We start from the raw sequence: 16,878 nt of genomic DNA, 5'->3' as shown, positions 1-16,878 counted from the left end.
ACCCCGGTCAGCGGCAGGATCTCTCAGCTCCCCAGTCTGCTTCTGCCCTGATTTTGGGCCGGGCCCTGGTCCCAGGGTGGTGGTGGGGCGGAACTTGAGGAGGGCTGGGCGCCGTAGCCATGGCCGTAGGTCATGCTGGCGACCAGGGCGGTCGCCGTCGGCGAAGGATAGTCGCTCAGGTGCGGGTCGGACGGGTGCCCGGGGGGCGGTGGACCGATCGCGGCGGACGATCCCTGCATGGGAAGGGCGACGGGGGCATTGTTCTTCAGTGCCTGGTACCGCAGGTGCGCCGCGGTACCCTCCCTCGGGGCGAAGTCGTCCCATCCGTTCTGATGCATGACCATCAACTCCGAATCGGATGGCTGAATGCGGCCGGCTCGGATCTCCCGAAGTCGGGGCCCGATGTCGACGAGACCGATCCCTTCCACCTCGACCGGCCAATACGCTGGCAGCACGCTGATTTTCTTGGGGACCGGCTGCCGGCCGGCCTCGCGCATGGCCAGCGCCCACTCCTCTCGGGTCCGGTGGACCTTATTTGCGCTGCCAGTCCTCCGTGGGACATCTGGAACGTGCCCATTATCGATCAGCTTCTGCCGGAGGAGTTCAGGCATACTTTTGCCGCCGCCGTACGCTACCCTTTTCGGATTGTTGTAGCTCACGATCTCGTTGGCGACGGTCCTTTCTTCGGCGTTCTGTATTCCTTTGCTGTGTAACTTCCCGGTGGAATCGCGCTGGAAAGCGCCTCGGTCGGCCAATTCATCATAATGGCGTTCCCAGTTCCGCCAGGCTGTCTCGTCTCTGCTTTTCGGCACGGTGTTCGTACCTCCGTCGTCCCTCGCAGGTGCGAGGCCGGGATGCTGGACCCCAACCTAGGCGCGGGTGGCCAGTACCGCGCCGTTGGCGCCCGGTCCGTCGAAGGTGACGGTACGCACGTCGGTGAAGCCGGCGTCGGTGAGCCAGGTGCCGTACTCGGCGGCCGAGTAGTTCCGCCCGCCCTCGGTCTCGACAAGCATGTTCAGCCCCATCAGGGCGGCCGCCGGCGGTCCGGTCCGCTCGTCGTTGAGCAGCAGCTCGGAGATGACCACGGTCCCGCCCGGTGGCAGCGCGGCGTGGCACTTGGCCAGGATCGAGCGGTTCTGCGCCTCGTCCCAGTCGTGCAGGATCATGCTGAGCAGGATCACGTCGTGGCCGGTCGGCAGGGCCGGGTCGGTGAGGAAGTTCCCGGCGGTGGTGCCGATCCGGTCGGTCAGCCCGGCCGAGGCGATCTTGGTCTCGGCGATCGCGCAGACGTGCGGCAGGTCGAAGATGGTCGCGGTCAGCTCCGGGAACCGCCCGCACAGCGCCACCGGGAACGCCCCGGCCCCGCCACCGACGTCGAGCAGCCGCCGGTGCCCGCCGAAGTCGTACGCCTCACCCAACGACCGCGCGGTGAAGCTGGAGGTCGAGTACATCGCCGCCCAGAACAGCGCCAGCATCTTCTCGTCGACATCGGTGAAGAGGGACTCCTGGGTGGCGGGGTCCCAGGTGAGGGGCTTGTCGGAACGCAGCGCCTCGGTGATCCGGTGCCACGGCAGGTAGGTGCGCTCGTCGCAGTAGCGCACCTGCCCACCGAAGTAGTGCGGCCGGCCGGGCACCAGGAACTGCTCGGCCAGCTCGGTGTTGCGGTACCCGTCACCGGCCTTCTCCAGCAGGCCCAGCGAGGCGCACGCGGCGAGGAACAGATCGGCCGGCCGCTCGGGCAGCCCGAACTCCTGTTCGGCCTCGGCACGGGTGATCACGCGTGCGCCGGCGAGCCGGCCGAAGAGATCCAGCTCGACGGCGGCGGCAAGCGTCTTGAATGCCCAGTAACCGGTCACGATGCCCATGAGGGGAGTCGGGGTGATCATCGGGACATTCGATCACTTGTTGATCAAAGTAGGTGTCGGGCAGCCGACAGCGGCGGCGGGTCGGGGCACGCCGCCACCGACCCGCCCGGCTCAGCCGCGCAGGTGGCCGTCGCCGGTGACGACGTACTTGGTGCTGGTCAGCTCGGGCAGCCCCATCGGGCCCCGGGCGTGCAGCTTCTGGGTGGAGATGCCGATCTCCGCGCCGAACCCGAACTCGCCGCCGTCGGTGAACCGGGTGGAGGCGTTCACCATCACCGCCGCCGCGTCCACGCGGGCCACGAACTCCCGGGCGGCGGACTGCGAGTCGGTGACGATCGCCTCGGTGTGCCCGGTGCCGTACCTGTTGATGTGGTCGATCGCGGCGTCGAGCGAGTCGACGACGGCGACCGAGATGTCCGCCGACAGGTACTCGGTGCGGTGGTCCTCGTCGGTGGCCGCGACCACCGCGGCGGAGTGCGCGGCGACCTCGGGGGTGCCGTGCACGGTCACCCCGGCCTCGGCGAAGGCGGCCAGTACCGCCGGCAGGAAGGCGTCCGCGACGTCGGCGTGCACCAGCAGCGACTCGGCGGTGTTGCAGGTGGACAGCCGCTGGGTCTTGGAGTTCAGCGTGATCGCGACGGCCTTGGCCAGGTCGGCGGCGGCGTCCACGTACACGTGGCAGTTGCCCACCCCGGTCTCGATCACCGGGACGGTGGACTCCTCCACGACCGTGCGGATCAACGACGCGCCACCGCGCGGGATCAGCACGTCGACCAGACCCCGGGCACGCATCAGCTCCTTGACCGAGTCCCGGCTGGTGGCGTCGAGCAGCTGCACCGCGTCGGCCGGCAGCCCGGCACCGGCGACCGCGTCCCGCAGCACCGCCACCAACGCCGCGTTGGAGTGGGCCGCCGAGGAGGAGCCGCGCAGCAGGGCCGCGTTGCCGGACTTCAGGCAGATGCCGGCGGCGTCCACGGTCACGTTCGGCCGGGCCTCGTAGATGATCCCCACCACCCCGAACGGCACCCGGACCTGCCGCAGCTCCAGCCCGTTGGGCAGGGTCGAGCCCCGGACCACCTCACCCACCGGGTCGGGCAGCGCGGCCATCTGCCGCAGCGCCTCGGCGATTCCGGCCACCCGGGGCCCGTCCAGCTTCAACCGGTCCAGGATGGCCGCCGACAGCCCGGCCTCGCGCCCGGCCGCCAGGTCCGCCTCGTTCGCGGTCAGGATCTCCGGGGTACGCGCCACCAGCGCGTCGGCCATCGCGTGCAGCGCGCCGTCCTTGGCGGTACGCGTGGCGACGGCCAGCGCGCCGGCCGCCTCCCGGGCCCGTCGAGCCTGCTCGGTGACGCTCATCGTGCACTCCTTGCGGTGGGTTGCTCACTGACGGGGGTGTAAGGAAGGGCCCCTTATACAACAGAAAGCGTTAACAAGGGGCCCTTCCTTACAGCAGGACGAGGTCGTCGCGGTGGACTACTTCGCGTTCGTAGCCGGGGCCGAGGGTGGCGGCGAGGTCGGCGGTGGAGCGGCCGAGCAGGGTGGGCAGCTCGACCGCGTCGTAGTTGACCAGCCCCCGGGCCACCGGGTCGCCGGCGGTGTCCACCAGGTCCACCGGGTCGCCGGCGGTGAAGGTGCCGTCCACGGCGGTGATCCCGGCCGGCAGCAGCGACTTGCGTCGGTCGACCACGGCCTGCACCGCACCCGGGTCCAGGTGCAGCCGGCCCCGGGGTGAGGTGGCGTGGGCCAGCCAGAACAGCCGGGCGGTGGGGCGGGTCCGCCCGGGGTGGAACAGGGTGCCGACCTCTTCGCCGGCCAGTGCCGCCGGGGCGAGCGGGGCGGCGGTGAGCACCACCGGGATGCCGAAGCCGGTGGCGATCCTGGCCGCCTCGACCTTGGTGACCATGCCGCCGGTGCCGACCCCGGACCGACCGGCCCCGCCGACGGTCACCCCGGCCAGGTCGCGCTCGTCGCGTACCTCGCGGATCCGGGTCGAGCCGGGTCGGGTCGGGTCGCCGGTCCAGAGGGCGTCGACGTCGGAGAGGAGCACCAGCAGGTCGGCGTGGACCAGGGCGGCGACCAGGGCGGCCAGCCGGTCGTTGTCGCCGAACCGGATCTCCTCGGTGGCCACCGTGTCGTTCTCGTTGACGATCGGCACCGCCCGCAGGTCGAGCAGCTTGCGCAGGGTCCGGTACGCGTTGCGGTAGTGCGCCCGCCGGGTCACGTCGTCGACGGTGAGCAGCACCTGCCCGACGGTCAGCCCGTGCCGGGCGAAGCTGCCCGCGTACCTGCCGATCAGCAGGCCCTGCCCGACGCTGGCGGCGGCCTGCTGGGTGGCCAGGTCGCGCGGTCGCCGGGGCAGGCCGAGTGGGGCGAGCCCGGCGGCGATCGCGCCGGAGGAGACCAGCACGACCTCGCGTCCCTGCGCGGCGAGCGCGCCGAGCGCGTCGACCAGGGTGTCCACCCGGTCGGTGGCCAGACCGCCGGTCGCGGTGGTCAACGAGGATGATCCGATCTTGACGACGACCCGCCGGGCCGTCGTGACTGCTTCCCGCACCCGACCATTCTGCGTGGTGGCGCTGCGTGGTCCCGCGCCGGTTCCCATATCGTGGCCGGTCGTGACCCCTGAGGAGTACGTCGAGGCGGTGCTCGACCTTGTGGAGCGGATCCCGCCGGGCCGGGTGATGTCGTACGGCGCGGTGGCCGACGCGTTGGCCGAGCGCTCCGGGCGGGCCTCGGCCCGGCTGGTCGGCTCGATCATGGCGCGGCACGGTGGCGGGGTGCCCTGGCACCGGGTGGTGACCTCGTCGGGGCGGCTGCCGCCGGGGCACGAGGTCGAGGCGCGGGCCCGATTGCGGGCCGAGGGCACGCCGCTGCGGGCCGCCGGGGTGGAGATGTCGGCAGCCTGGGATCCGTACGAGGGGTAGGCCACGCAGGCGGCTCGGTGACCAAGGGTGTCAACCAGCCGATCCCGGTGGACGTGTACGTGCCGGTTACCCGCCCCGACCGCCGCGCCCACCTATCTGCGTTGCTTCTTGCGTGCCAAGGCCGCTGAGGGGTCATCACCTGCTGCCCGGGCAGTGGAGGAGCTTCCCGTGCCGTTGTGGTGGGGGCCGGTCATCGCCGCGATATCACCGAGAGTGACGCCTGCGGGTCGGGTTGGCGCCGATGCCCGCGATTCAACCCACCAACGGCGGTGCTCCGGGGAATGGACGATGTCGAGGCCGTGCCGGGTGAGTGCGTCGAAGAGGACCTGACCTGTGCGGCCGTCGACCCGACCCTTGTCCCGGAGGTTGTTCAGGAGTTGGCCGGTGGGGACCTCCACCGGCTGGCCGCCGATTTCCACTGGATCGGTGTCGTTCCTCTTGGGGAGGTCGCCTGGCGGCCGGCTGTTGAGAGCCTCCGCGTAGATGTCATCCGTCCACTTGATGACTGCGCCGGTGGGAGGGATGTACCAACGGCCGGGGTCTTTTGCCGGGTTCCTGATGGGGTTGATTCCGTGCCGGGCCAATGCGTCGATGAGGGCCTGATCTGTGCGGCCGTCGACCCGACCCTCGGCCCGGAGTTTGGTCAGGAGTCTGCCGGTGGGGACCTCCACCGGCTGGCCGCCGATTTCCACTGGATCGGTGTCGCTGTTCTTGGGGAGGTCGCCTGGTCTGCGGCTGTTGAGAGCCTTCGCGTAGATGTCATCCGTCCACCTGATGAGTGCGCCGGAGGGAGGGATGTACCAACGGCCGGGGTCTTTTGCCGGGTTCCTGATGGGGTTGATTCCGTGCCGGGTGAGTGCGTCGAAGAGGGCCGGATCTGTGCGGCCGTCGACCCGACCCTCGGCCCGGAGGTTGGCCAGGAGTCTGCCGGTGGGGACCTCCACCGGCTGGCCGCCGAGTTCCACTGGATCGGTGTCGTTCTGCTTGGGGAGGTCGCCTGGTCTGCGGCTGTTGAGAGCCTGAGCGTACTGTTCATCGGTCCATTTTCTACCCATTGTGGTCACACCTTCTGGTCGGATGTCGTCTCGTTGCCTACCACCTAACGTGCCTTCACCCCCGCCGGTTCACCGCCCAGCATCCGCGCACCGGACCTGTCCGAGCACCCCAGGGGCCTTGCGTTCTGCGGTAACTGCAGATCACGGCGGCGATGAGGCCGTGTGGGCGGCGGTTGGCCTGGCGGGTGGCGCGAGCGATGTTGACCGCTCCAACGAAAGCTCCTGGGTGACCGCCGGACCAAGGGTCGGGTTGACGGCCGCACAGATGAGGTCCTTCTCGACGCGTCAGGGGCTTTGCGTGGTCGCCGCGGAGTGCTATTGACGGCCCCGCCGCATGCGTAGTGGGGGATTCGCCGGGCCGGGTCGAGCTACGTTGGCTGCCCGGCCCGGAGGATGTGACGCAACGAACAACGTGAGTAAGATTCAAACTCATGCACGCGCCGCCGGGTCCGCTGCCCCGCCAGGTCCATCTCGGGTACGCCCTGGGCTCGCTGGCCACCGGTGCCTTCGGGACTGTCCCCGGGCTGCTCCTGCTGCCGTACCTGACCGACACCCTGGGGGTCGCCGCCGGGGTGGCCGCCCTGTTGGTGCTCGGGCCGAAGGCCTGGGACGTGCTGGTCAACCCGGTGGTCGGGCGGCTCTCCGACCGGACCCGCACCCGCTGGGGTGCCCGCCGCCCGTACCTGTTCTTCGGTGGGCTGGCGCTCGCGGTGTCGTTCGCCGCGATCTTCGCCGGGCTGTTCGGCACCGGGCCGGCGGCCGGGGCGTACGTCGCGGTGGCGTTCCTGCTGACCGCTACCGCGTTCGCCTTCTTCCAGGTGCCGTACGTGGCGATGCCGGCCGAGCTGACCGACGACTACGCCGAACGTACCCGGCTGATGAGCTGGCGGATCGCGGTGCTGGCGCTGGCCATCCTGGTCTCCGGGGCGCTCGCCCCGATGGTGGTGACCGCCGGCGGCGACGGCCTGGCCGGGTACCGGTGGATGGGGTTGTTCGTCGCGGCGCTGATCGCGGTCGGTGCGCTCGGCGCGTTCCTCGGCACCCGCGCCGCCCCGACCGGCACCGTCGCGCGCAGCGAGCCGACGCTGCGCGCCCAACTGGCGGTGGCCGGACGCAACCGGGCGTTCCGGGCGCTGCTGCTCTGCTTCGTGGTGCAGTCGGTCGGGGTGGCGACCATTCTCGCCGGGGTCAACTACTTCGCCGCTCAGATCCTGGGTGACCCGGCCACCGGCCCGACCGTGCTCTTCGCCTGCTTCGTCGGGCCGGCGCTGCTGGTCATGCCGGTCTGGACCCGGGTCGGTGCCCGGCTGGGCAAGCGGGCCGCCCTGGTCGCCGCCTCGGTGATCTTCGCGGTGGCGGCGTTCGCGCTGGTCGCCGCGCCGGTGCTGCCGGCGGTGGCGACCTACGCGCTGGTCGCCCTGATCGGCTGCGGGTACGCCGGCCAGCAGGTCTTCGCGCTGGCCATGCTCCCCGACTGCATCGCGTACGACACCGCGCGCACCGGCCGCCGCCAGGCCGGCGTCTTCACCGGCCTGTGGACCGCCGGGGAGACCTTCGGCCTGGCGCTCGGCCCCGGACTCTTCGGCCTGGTCCTGCAGATCTCCGGGTACGCCTCGTCGTCCACCGGCCCGGTGGCCCAGTCCGACACCGCCCGGCTGGGCATCCTGCTCGGCTTCACCGTCCTGCCCGCGCTCCTGGTCGGCCTGGCCGCCGTTGCACTACGCGGGTACCACCTCACCGCCGCCGACCTGGCTCGCGCGGTCACCGACACCCCGAAGGGCGGCTCCCCCACATGACCGACGAGAAGCGGCCGGCGTTGCCGGCTGAGGGCGTACCGGCGGATCGGGTGCTGGCGGAGCTGCGGGCGCTGCGCGGGGCCGACCGGGCCACCCACGGCGGACGCCTCTTCGCCTACGTCTACGACCCGGCGGTGCCCGGCCTGGACGAGTTGACCGCCGCCGCCCACGCGGCGAGCGCGCACGTCAACGGGCTCGACCCGACCGCCTTCCCGTCCCTGCTGACCATGGAGAACGCCCTGGTCGGCGCGGCGGCCCGGCTGCTCGGCGGCGGCCCCGGCACGGCCGCGCCGGAGGTGGTCGGCAACCTCACCAGTGGCGGCACCGAGTCGCTGATCCTCGCGGTGAAGGCGGCCCGCGACGGCAACCCGCAGATCACCGAGCCCCGCCTGCTGGTGCCGGTCAGCGCGCACGCGGCGTTCGCCAAGGCCGCCCACTACCTGCGGGTGGCCCTGGACACCGTGCCGGTCTCACCCCGGACGCTGCGCCCCGCCCCGGCCGACGTGGCCGCCGCGATCCGGTCGGAGACCGTCCTGGTCGCCTGCTCCGCCCCCTCGTACGCGCACGGCGTGATCGACCCGGTCGAACAGATCGCGGCGCTGGCCGCCGAACGCGGGGTGCGCTGCCACGTGGACGCCTGCTTCGGCGGCTGGACCCTGCCCTACCTGCGCCGCCTCGGCGCGCCGGTACCCCCGTTCGACCTGAGCCTGCCCGGCGTCACCTCGATCTCGGTGGACCTGCACAAGTACGCGTACGCCCCGAAGGGCGTCTCGGTGCTGCTGCACCGCGACGCGACCCTGCGCGCTCCGCAGTACTTCGCCTTCGCCGACTGGCCCGGCTACACGATGATCAACCCGGTGATCGCCTCGACCCGCTCCGGCGGCCCGATCGCCGCCGCCTACGCCACCCTCCGCCACCTCGGCGACGCCGGCTACCTTTCGCTGGCCCGGCAGACCCGCCAGGCAGTCGCCGGACTCGCCGAGGCGGTGCGGCGCGTCGACGGCCTGCGGCTGCTCGCCGAACCGGAGTCCACCGTCGTCTGCTTCACCTCGACCGACCCGACCCTCGACCTGTTCACCCTGGTCGACGAGCTGACGGTGCGCGGTTGGCACACCCAACCCCAGTTCCGGTACGGCGACCTGCCGGCCAGCGTCCACCTCACGGTGACCGCCTCGGTGGCCCCGACGGTGCCCGCCTTCGGCCCCGACCTGACCGCCGCGGTGGCGGCGACCCGCGCCGCCGGCCCGGTCCGGCTCCCCGCCGAACTGCTCACCCTCACCGGCACCCTGACCCCGGACGCGCTCACCCCCGACCTGGTCGCCACCCTGGTCACCGGCCTCGGCTTCGGCGGTGCTGGGGCGGGCGGTGCGGTGGTGCCGGAGCGGATGGCGGTGGTGAACACCCTGCTCGACGCGGCCCCGCCCGCCCTGCGGGAGCGGCTGCTTGTCGAGTTCGTCAGCCTGCTGCAACGCCCGACGTACTGACGGCCGGCCGACGGCGGCCGCCCGCTGTGGTTCACTGTCGGTCGGGGACAGGAGAGGGGTGCGCTCGTGCAGCTGCCGGATGTGCTCGGCGAGCCGATCAAGTTCGTGCTCAACTGGGGCCGGCGGTACTCGCTGTGGGTCTTCAACTTCGGCCTGGCCTGCTGCGCCATCGAGTTCATCGCGACCAGCATGGGCCGGCACGACTTCATCCGGCTCGGCGTGATCCCGTTCGCCCACGGCCCCCGGCAGGCCGACCTGATGGTGGTCTCCGGTACCGTCACCGACAAGATGGCCCCGGCGATCAAGCGGCTCTACGACCAGATGCCGGAGCCCAAGTACGTCATCTCCTTCGGCGCCTGCTCCAACTGCGGCGGCCCGTACTGGGACTCCTACTCGGTCACCAAGGGCGTCGACCAGCTCATCCCGGTGGACGTCTACGTGCCCGGCTGCCCGCCCCGGCCGGAGGCGCTGCTGCACGGCATCCTGCGCCTTCAGGAGAAGATCGCCGCCGAGCAGTCCGGCCTCGGCGGGGTGCCCCGCGTCGACCCGCTCGCCCCGTCGGCCGACGTCAGCGCCCTGGAATCCACCGAGCCGGTTCCCTCGGAGGCAGCCGCTCCGGTGCCGGCCCCGGGGGCGGTCGCCGTGCCCCGCCCGGTCGACTCGCTGACCGCTCCACCGGTCCGCCCTCCGTCCAGCGGAGCCGCTGACCGGAGAGATCCGGCCTCCGACTGAGCACCGAAGGTCTCAGAGCCGGGCTGACCGGGGCCAGTCCGCAAAGGACCCGCGAACCGTCTCGATCTGCGTCGGACTGAGGCGGTAGAGGGCGAAGACGCTGTCCGGCAATCGGTCGAGACGTCGCATGCAGTCGTGGATCTCGTCGTCCGCGAGATCGGGATCGGCGCGGCGGCCGAGCGCGATCAGGTCATCTCTGGTGCAGTCGCGTAAAGCCGCTGCGACGTCGACGTAGTCGCGGGGCTGGGCTCGGGTGACCATGGCAGCGACCTTGGTGCCGAGGACGTCGTCGAGGTGCAGCACGGGCCCGATGCCGAACACGACAGGGCTGTTGGTGCGGGCGAAGCGCACGAGTTGTAGGCGTACGGCCTGGTCGTCGCGATGGACCTCGAATTCCGTCATCTCCTGCTCGAAGCCGTAGAAGACGTCATCCAGTTCGGTGGGGTCGGCAATCGTCTCGACGTGGAAACCTGAGTCGAGTAGGGCGCTGCGGACCAGCTCAGCAGCGGCGGCGACACCGCCGTCCTGGTCGGTGAACAGGTCGATGTCTTCGGTGGGGCGGGCACCGATGCCATGGGCAATCAGAGCTTGCCCGCCCGCGAGGGCGAACCCGTGGCGGCTGGCGACGGAAAGCGCGATCCGAGCCACAGCGTGTTGGAATGGGTCCGGCGTGGGTGTGGGTGCCATCAGGCGGCGATCTCCCGGGCGCGCAACGCTGGGTGGTGCTCCTCCCACGCCCGGCGTACACCCCGGGGCAGATACAGCTGCGGCCAGAGCCCGATGAGAGTCGGCCCATGTAACCAGGCGCGCAGCTCGTCGGAGTGCGCAGCCTCGGTGAGCACGGTTTCGTACATCCAGGCGAGTAGACCTGGCTCGTCAAGGTCGATCCGTCGGTCGGGTTGCCAGAACAATCGGTGCGGTAGTTCGACGGTGCCGGTGACCGGGCCGCGTAGCTCGTCCAGGCTGGAAACCACGACGGCTCGCCGGCCGGGGCGGGCCTCGTATGCTCTCCGTGAGCCGGTGACGGAGCGGAGCGGTTCCATACCCTGCAGCGTAGTCCCGCTGCCCCTCGGCTGGCGCGCGTGACACGTTGAGCTGCCCGTGCGATAGATCTTGGAATTTTTAGGCCCCTATGGGGGCCTTTTCCTTCCACGATCTATTTGTGAGGTCGTGTGTCAGGAGTCGCCCTCGCTGTCGGTGAGTTCGCGGCGATGCTCCGCGATCCAACGGTCGACGTCCTCGGCTAGCCATACCTTGCCCTGGGCCAGTTCGGCGACCGGCTCGGGAAAGTTGCGGCGCATCGTCAACTCGTAGACGCGCTGCCGGCTGATCCCGCCCAGGCGTACGCGGATCTCGTGCGTGCCCATCAGTCGAAGCCGCGTCATGGCTCAGCCCTGGCCCGCCGGCAACCGTGGCCCGCCGCCTCCCGGCCCGGAGTGCGCCGCTCGCGCGGACGCCGGCCCGTGATGGCGCTCAGGTGTCGGCCCGTGATGGCGCTCAGGTGCCGGCGCGGGGTGGTGTCCGGGTGCCGAGGTGACGTCGACGGTCAGAGGGCGAGGACGGCCTGGGCGACGAGGAAGTAGATGATCAGTCCGGTGGCGTCGACCAGGGTGGTGAGCATCGGGGCGGAGACCACGGCCGGGTCGATGCGCAGGCGCTTGGCGAGCATCGGCATGGTCGCGCCGACGGTGGCCGCCCAGGCGCAGATGACCACCAGGGAGAGGCCGACGACCAGGGCGACGTCGCCGCCGACGAGGACGGTGCCGAGGGTGAGCCCGACCAGGGCGAGCAGGCCGCCGAGCAGCAGACCGACCCGGGCCTCCCGCCAGATCACCGCCGGCAGGTCCGAGCCGCGCAGCTCGCCCACGGCCAGCGCCCGTACGGCGGAGGTGGCGGCCTGCGCGCCGGCGTTGCCGCCGGTACCGACCAGCAGCGGAATGAACAAGGCCAGCGCGGTGACCGACTCCAGGGTGCTCTCGAAGACCTGGAGCACGTTGACCGTCAACACCGAGGCGACGATGAGCAGCAGCAGCCACGGGGCACGGGACCGGGCCAGCCGCCACACGCTCACCGACATGTAGTGACCGGGCCACGGTCCGGACGCGGCCTGGCGGGTCACGTCCTCGGTGTCGGCGGCCTCGATGACCTCCACCGCGTCGTCGATGGTGAGCAGCCCGACCAGCCGGTCCTCGCTGTCCACGACGGGCAGTGCCAGGGCGTTGGTCTCGCGCATCAGCCGGGCGGCCTGCTCGGCCGGTTCGGTCGCGTACACCCGGGGCACGTCGGTGTCGACCAGCTCGGCGACCGGACGGTCGGCCGGGCTGAGCACGATCTCGCGGAGGCCGGTCACCCCGACCAGGCAGCGGCCCGGGTCGACCACCGGCAGGGTGTAGATGGTCTCGGCCGCCGCGCCCGCCTCGCGTACCAGGTGCAACGCCTGACCGGCGGTGAGCCGGCCCGGCAGCGCCACCACCTCCGGGGCCATGATCTGCCCGACCGAGCCGGCCGGGTAGCCCAGCAGCGTGGCGGTCAGCTCCCGCTCGTGCGCCGACAGGCCGGCCAGCACCCGCTGGGCGACCTTCGCCGGGGCCTCGCGCAGCATCCGGGCCCGGTCGTCCGGGTCCATCGCCTCGACCAGGTCGTGGAACGCCTGGTCCCGCAGCCCGGCGAGGATGGCCTGCTGGTCGACCGGCTCCAGCTCCTCGAAGACGGCCAGCGCCCGATCCTTGTCCAACAGCCGGAACGGCACGCCGGCCGAGGCCCGGTCGAGCCGGGCCAGCTCGTCGGCGATCACATGCGGCGGGTACGCGTCGAGCCAGCGTCGCACCCCGGCCAGGTCGTGGCGGTCCAGCAGCCCGCGCAGGTTCTCCTCGGTGGTGGCAGCGGACACGACGAAGCAACCCCTTTCCGGCGAATCTCTGGCGAAGCGGACGGCGATCCTATCCGGCCGGGCTGAGTGGTGGCCTCATCGAGCCGGTGGCGGGCAGGGGTTAGCGTGCGGCCATGAACCAGACTGCGGACCAACGCTCCGCCCACCTTGTCGACGTGCTCATCGAGGAGTTCGGCACGTCCATGGCGCTCGACCCGGCGGCGTTCCGCCGCAAATTCCGGAAGATGGCCGCCTCACCGTTCGCCTTCTACCGGGGTAGTGCCGCGCTCTTCTACGCCGACCAGCTCGGTGACTTCGCCGACGACCGGTTCCTCGACGAGCAGACCAGCCGGGTGTGGATCCACGGCGACCTGCACGCGGAGAACTTCGGCACGTACATGAACGCCTCCGGGCGGTTGGTCTTCAACGTCAACGACTTCGACGAGGCCTACGTCGGGCCGTTCACCTGGGACCTGAAGCGGCTCGCCGCCAGCGTCGCCCTGATCGGGTACGCCAAAGCCCTCTCCGACCAGGTGATCAGCGACCTGGTCACCGGGCTGGCCGAGGCGTACCTGACCGAGCTGCGGGGCATCGTCAACGGCGGGGACGACGCGATCGGCTCGATCACCCTGGACAACGCCGACGGGGTGCTGCGCCGGGTGCTCCAGCAGGCCCGGCTGAACACCCGGGTCGACCTGCTGAAGCAGCAGACCACCATCGACAACTACGAACGCCGGTTCACCGTCCGGGACGGCATCTACGAGATCGACGCGGCGACCCGGGAGAAGGTCTGCGCCGCCTTCCAGGCGTACCTGGGCACCCTGCCCGAGTCCAGCGCGGCACTGCGGCCGGTCGCGGCGCAGATCAAGGACGTGGTGCTACGCAAGGGGGTGGGCATCGGCTCGGCCGGGCTGCCGTCGTACAACCTGCTGCTGGAGGGGCACACCGAGGCCCTGGAGAACGACGTCGTGATCTACATGAAGCAGGCCCAGGTGCCGGCGGTGGCCCGGCACATCCACGACGAACGGGTCCGGGGCTACTTCCGGCACCAGGGGCACCGCACCGCCGAGTCGCAGCGGGCCCTGCAGGCGCACGCCGACCCGTGGCTGGGCTACACCGAGCTGGACGGGGCCGGACAACTCGTCGCCGAGGTCTCCCCGTACGCCGCCGACCTGGACTGGGCCGACGTCAACGAACCGGAGGAACTGGCCGGGGTGCTGGCCGACCTGGGCCGGGCGGTGGCCCGGATGCACTCGGTCGCCGACGACGAGTCCAGCCACGACCTGGTCGACTACTCCACCGAGGAGGCGATCGTGGCGGCGGTCGAGGCCGACGAGCCGGGCTTCGTCACCCACCTGGTGGAGTTCGCCCACGCGTACGGCCTGCGCGCCCGCGAGGACCACCAGCTCTTCGTGGACGCCTTCCGCAACGGCAAACTCTAGGTGTAAGGAAGGGCCCCCTCTTAACGCTTTCGGTAGAGAAGGGGCCCCTTCTCACGGTTCAGCCGAGCACGTCGGTGCGTCCCCGTTCGAGGTACCGGGTCGACCAGGTCACGGCACCGGTAGCGTCCGCCCCGCTGCCGTCGGCCAACAGTTCACCGGTGTGCGGGTCGAAGAGCAGATACTCGCGGCCCTGGTAACCAGGGCTCGGTCGGGGGCCGCGGCCCCGGTCAGCCGAGACCACGACGCCGGGGCGGCCCTCCGGATCCGTCTGCTCACCCCGGCACACCACGCCGTCAGTGGTGGCGAGGAACCTCAACACAGCCCTCCGGTGCGCGGCGTCCAGGATCCGTTCCCGGTTCAGGTCGGCGACGCCGACGAGTGCGTGCGACGGGCCGTTGTCCCGTGGCTGGTACAACGCCTGATCGAACGCGTCCGGGTCGGCGGCGGGCAGTGGGAGCAGGGCGACCTCGCCCGGACTGAGTACCGTCGTTGTCGTCCCGGTCCGGGGCCGCAGACCCGGATTCGCCGAGAAGAACTGCTGCGACTCCTCGTCCGGGTACGCCAGGGCACCCCGGACCTCGTGCACCCGTCCGGACCCGTCCTCCGCGAGCCACCGGGTGGTCTCCTCCGGATACCGCGCGGAGGCGAACCGGCCACCACCGCCTGGCAGCTCCATCGACATCCCGCTCGACCTTGCCAGGTGCAGGTACTCGTACCGTCCCGACGTGCCGTCGTACCGGGTGGCCTGCAACCTGTCGGCGATCGTCACCAGGCAGGGCGCCGGAACCGCCGTGGGCTCCGGCAGCATGCCGGGCGTGCCCGGGGTGAGCGAAACGACAGGCGGTCGCAGGGCGGCGAATACCGCTGCCGCGACCAGGACAAGGGCAAACGCCCCGAGCGGTACGAGCCGAGACGGCCGCCACCGGGCCGGCGCGACCGGAGCGTACGAGGTGACGTCGGTACGGGCGCGATCCAGCAGCGCCTCCACGTCACCCGGTCCCACGTCGACCCCACGTGCCGGGTCGGCATCCGCCAGCATCTCCGGTATCCGCCGGTTCATCGCACCGCTCCCAGATCACCCGTGATCGTCGATGCCTGTTCGGGTCGATCCCGTAACAGGGCCTTGAGTCGTCGTCTGGCCCGGTGCAACCGCACCTTGGCCGTGGTCGGGTGGCAGCCCAGGACCAGGGCTGCCTCGCCTGGCGACAGTTGCTCCCACCCCACCAGGCGAAGAATCTCCTGATCGTCGTCGGAGAGCCGGCCCAGCGCCGAGCGGACATCCATCAGCCGTACGACACCGTCCTGCCGGTCCAACGCGACCCGCTCGGTCAGCTCGGCCACCGGTGGCGCGACACGCTGGGCCCGCCAGTGGTTGGCCAACAGGCGGCGGGCCACCCCGTACAGCCAGGGCAACGCCGGGAGCGGTACCTCCCAGCGCCGGCGCCAGGTCACCAGGAAGACCTCCTGGGCGAGTTCCTCGGCCGCTGCCATGCCGTCGAGTCGACGCAGGCCGTATCGGACGACGTCCGGAAAATGCAGCGCGTAGAGCCCGCGGAACCAGTCTGTCCCCCGGTCGTTGACGTCCTTCATACCCTTGTCTATGTCGGGAGGACGCCGTCGGTTACCGACGAGGCGGGTATTCCCGGCGCGGTCAGCGGGCGAACTCCAGGGCCACCTTGATGTCGTCCGGCCCCTGCTGGTACGCCTCGGCGAAGCGGCTCACCGGCACCCGCCGGGTGATCAGCGAGGCCAACCAGCCCTGGTCGGCGCGGGCCAGGGCGGCGGCGGCCAGGTCCCAGTGCCGCCGGTTGGCGTTCACCGAGCCGAAGACCACGTTGTTCTCCAGCACCAGGGCCCGGTTGAGCGCGCCCGCGTCGAAGTCGATGGTCCGGCCGCCGCTGGACACCCCGGTCAGGCAGACGATCCCGGTCGGCGCGGCCTTGCACATGGCCTCCAGCACCACCACCGGCGCGCCGGTGCACTCGACCACCACGTCCGGCTCGAAGTCGAGCTGGTTGACCGGCTCGTTGTGGTAGGTGGCGCCGAGCGCCGCGCTGAGCTCCGGCTTCGGACCGGAGGCCGCCAGATCGAGCATGTGTACGTCGAGACCCCGCTGGCTGGCCAGCAACGCGGCCAGCAGGCCGATCGGTCCGGCCCCGGTGACCAGTACGCTGCGCGGCTGCCACTCCGCCCGCGCGCCGATCCGGTCGATGTGGTCCCAGGCCTTCGCCACCACGCTGGCCGGTTCCAGCAGCATGCCGACCTCGGCGAGGGTCGGATCCAACCCGACGGCGTACCGGGGCTGCACCCGCCAGCGTTCCCGGGCGAAGCCGGGCAGCGCCTTGATCCCGTGCTCGGTGTACCGGCCGTTGCGGCACATGTCCCACTCGCCGACCGCGCAGTTCGGGCAGGGTACCGGGTCGGGATGCCGGACGATGCCGGCGACCAGGTCACCCGGTTGCAGGGTGCCGGTCGGGTCCTCCAGTACCCGGCCCAGCGACTCGTGCCCGAGGACCAGGTCACGCTCGCCGGGCGGGGCCTCGCCGTACGCTCCCTCGATGATCTCGTGGTCGGTGCCGCAGACCCCGACGGCCAACGCCTGCACCAGGATCGCGCCCTCGTCGCTGCTCGGTTCGGGATGATCGTCGACGAGACGCAGCGATCCGGGGACTCCTGGGGTGACGGTCACGGCCTGCACGCCCTGGATTCTT

The 16,878-nt window shown here is 71.2% G+C and carries 17 protein-coding genes; 5 read left to right on the top strand and 12 right to left on the bottom strand.

Annotated features, from left to right (window positions below; genetic code table 11):
* Nucleotides 1-23 precede the first annotated feature (23 nt).
* The 4 genes from GA0070617_RS30180 to proB form a co-directional block, all read right to left on the bottom strand.
* On the bottom strand, nt 24-812 hold the full coding sequence (locus tag GA0070617_RS30180; RefSeq protein WP_139135764.1) for a hypothetical protein: 789 nt from the start codon (nt 810-812) through the stop codon (nt 24-26).
* Between the two features lie 57 nt (nt 813-869).
* Nucleotides 870-1,886 (bottom strand): methyltransferase, encoded by a 1,017-nt coding sequence (locus tag GA0070617_RS26075; protein ID WP_091444215.1) that lies wholly within the window; start codon nt 1,884-1,886, stop codon nt 870-872.
* A 90-nt stretch (nt 1,887-1,976) separates the two neighbouring features.
* Entirely contained in the window at nt 1,977-3,221 is a 1,245-nt protein-coding gene (locus tag GA0070617_RS26070) for a glutamate-5-semialdehyde dehydrogenase (protein ID WP_091444210.1), read from the bottom strand.
* Between the two features lie 88 nt (nt 3,222-3,309).
* Nucleotides 3,310-4,467 carry a glutamate 5-kinase gene (gene proB / locus GA0070617_RS26065; protein WP_091444207.1) on the bottom strand — a complete coding sequence of 386 codons (1,158 nt, stop codon included), beginning with the start codon at nt 4,465-4,467 and terminating at the stop codon, nt 3,310-3,312.
* A gap of 13 nt (nt 4,468-4,480) precedes the next feature.
* Here proB and GA0070617_RS26060 point away from each other — a divergent pair, with 13 nt between their 5' ends.
* Complete coding sequence (locus GA0070617_RS26060; protein ID WP_091444202.1) at nt 4,481-4,789, top strand: MGMT family protein; 309 nt, start codon at nt 4,481-4,483, stop codon at nt 4,787-4,789.
* A gap of 92 nt (nt 4,790-4,881) precedes the next feature.
* On the opposite strand, the gene GA0070617_RS30175 is transcribed toward GA0070617_RS26060, so the two are convergent.
* Entirely contained in the window at nt 4,882-5,844 is a 963-nt protein-coding gene (locus tag GA0070617_RS30175; RefSeq protein ID WP_139135763.1) for a hypothetical protein, read from the bottom strand.
* A gap of 431 nt (nt 5,845-6,275) precedes the next feature.
* Between GA0070617_RS30175 and GA0070617_RS26050 the strand changes: the two genes are divergently transcribed.
* From GA0070617_RS26050 to GA0070617_RS26040, 3 genes are all read left to right on the top strand, one after another.
* Nucleotides 6,276-7,640 carry an MFS transporter gene (locus GA0070617_RS26050; RefSeq protein ID WP_091444196.1) on the top strand — a complete coding sequence of 455 codons (1,365 nt, stop codon included), beginning with the start codon at nt 6,276-6,278 and terminating at the stop codon, nt 7,638-7,640.
* Complete coding sequence (locus GA0070617_RS26045; RefSeq protein WP_091444192.1) at nt 7,637-9,124, top strand: pyridoxal phosphate-dependent decarboxylase family protein; 1,488 nt, start codon at nt 7,637-7,639, stop codon at nt 9,122-9,124. The genes GA0070617_RS26050 and GA0070617_RS26045 overlap by 4 nt, the downstream gene beginning before the upstream one ends.
* Before the next feature lie 66 nt (nt 9,125-9,190).
* A complete protein-coding gene (locus GA0070617_RS26040) occupies nt 9,191-9,856 on the top strand; it encodes an NADH-quinone oxidoreductase subunit B (protein ID WP_091444189.1) in 666 nt (221 codons plus the stop codon).
* A 12-nt stretch (nt 9,857-9,868) separates the two neighbouring features.
* On the opposite strand, the gene GA0070617_RS26035 is transcribed toward GA0070617_RS26040, so the two are convergent.
* From GA0070617_RS26035 to mgtE, 4 genes are all read right to left on the bottom strand, one after another.
* Nucleotides 9,869-10,504 (bottom strand): nucleotidyl transferase AbiEii/AbiGii toxin family protein, encoded by a 636-nt coding sequence (locus GA0070617_RS26035; protein WP_229688420.1) that lies wholly within the window; start codon nt 10,502-10,504, stop codon nt 9,869-9,871.
* A gap of 38 nt (nt 10,505-10,542) precedes the next feature.
* A complete protein-coding gene (locus GA0070617_RS26030) occupies nt 10,543-10,899 on the bottom strand; it encodes a hypothetical protein (RefSeq protein ID WP_091444182.1) in 357 nt (118 codons plus the stop codon).
* Nucleotides 10,900-11,031: 132 nt separating this feature from the next.
* On the bottom strand, nt 11,032-11,241 hold the full coding sequence (locus tag GA0070617_RS26025) for a helix-turn-helix transcriptional regulator (protein WP_091444177.1): 210 nt from the start codon (nt 11,239-11,241) through the stop codon (nt 11,032-11,034).
* A 161-nt stretch (nt 11,242-11,402) separates the two neighbouring features.
* A complete protein-coding gene (mgtE, locus tag GA0070617_RS26020; RefSeq protein ID WP_217628873.1) occupies nt 11,403-12,746 on the bottom strand; it encodes a magnesium transporter in 1,344 nt (447 codons plus the stop codon).
* 113 nt (nt 12,747-12,859) lie between these two features.
* On the opposite strand from mgtE, the gene GA0070617_RS26015 reads away from it, so the two are divergent.
* Complete coding sequence (locus GA0070617_RS26015) at nt 12,860-14,167, top strand: DUF2252 domain-containing protein (protein WP_091444175.1); 1,308 nt, start codon at nt 12,860-12,862, stop codon at nt 14,165-14,167.
* Nucleotides 14,168-14,225: 58 nt separating this feature from the next.
* On the opposite strand, the gene GA0070617_RS26010 is transcribed toward GA0070617_RS26015, so the two are convergent.
* The 3 genes from GA0070617_RS26010 to GA0070617_RS26000 form a co-directional block, all read right to left on the bottom strand.
* On the bottom strand, nt 14,226-15,227 hold the full coding sequence (locus tag GA0070617_RS26010; protein WP_091444172.1) for a hypothetical protein: 1,002 nt from the start codon (nt 15,225-15,227) through the stop codon (nt 14,226-14,228).
* Nucleotides 15,224-15,757: an RNA polymerase sigma factor gene (locus tag GA0070617_RS26005; protein ID WP_091444167.1), complete on the bottom strand. Its 534-nt coding sequence runs from the start codon at nt 15,755-15,757 to the stop codon at nt 15,224-15,226. The genes GA0070617_RS26010 and GA0070617_RS26005 overlap by 4 nt, the downstream gene beginning before the upstream one ends.
* 61 nt (nt 15,758-15,818) lie before the next feature.
* On the bottom strand, nt 15,819-16,865 hold the full coding sequence (locus tag GA0070617_RS26000; RefSeq protein ID WP_175440657.1) for a glucose 1-dehydrogenase: 1,047 nt from the start codon (nt 16,863-16,865) through the stop codon (nt 15,819-15,821).
* Nucleotides 16,866-16,878: the final 13 nt, after the last annotated feature.

This window comes from Micromonospora yangpuensis (genome assembly GCF_900091615.1).
Classification (GTDB): Bacteria; Actinomycetota; Actinomycetes; order Mycobacteriales; family Micromonosporaceae; genus Micromonospora; species Micromonospora yangpuensis.
The sequence above is the reverse complement of the archived record's forward strand: the minus strand, read 5'-3'. Positions and strand labels throughout refer to the sequence as shown.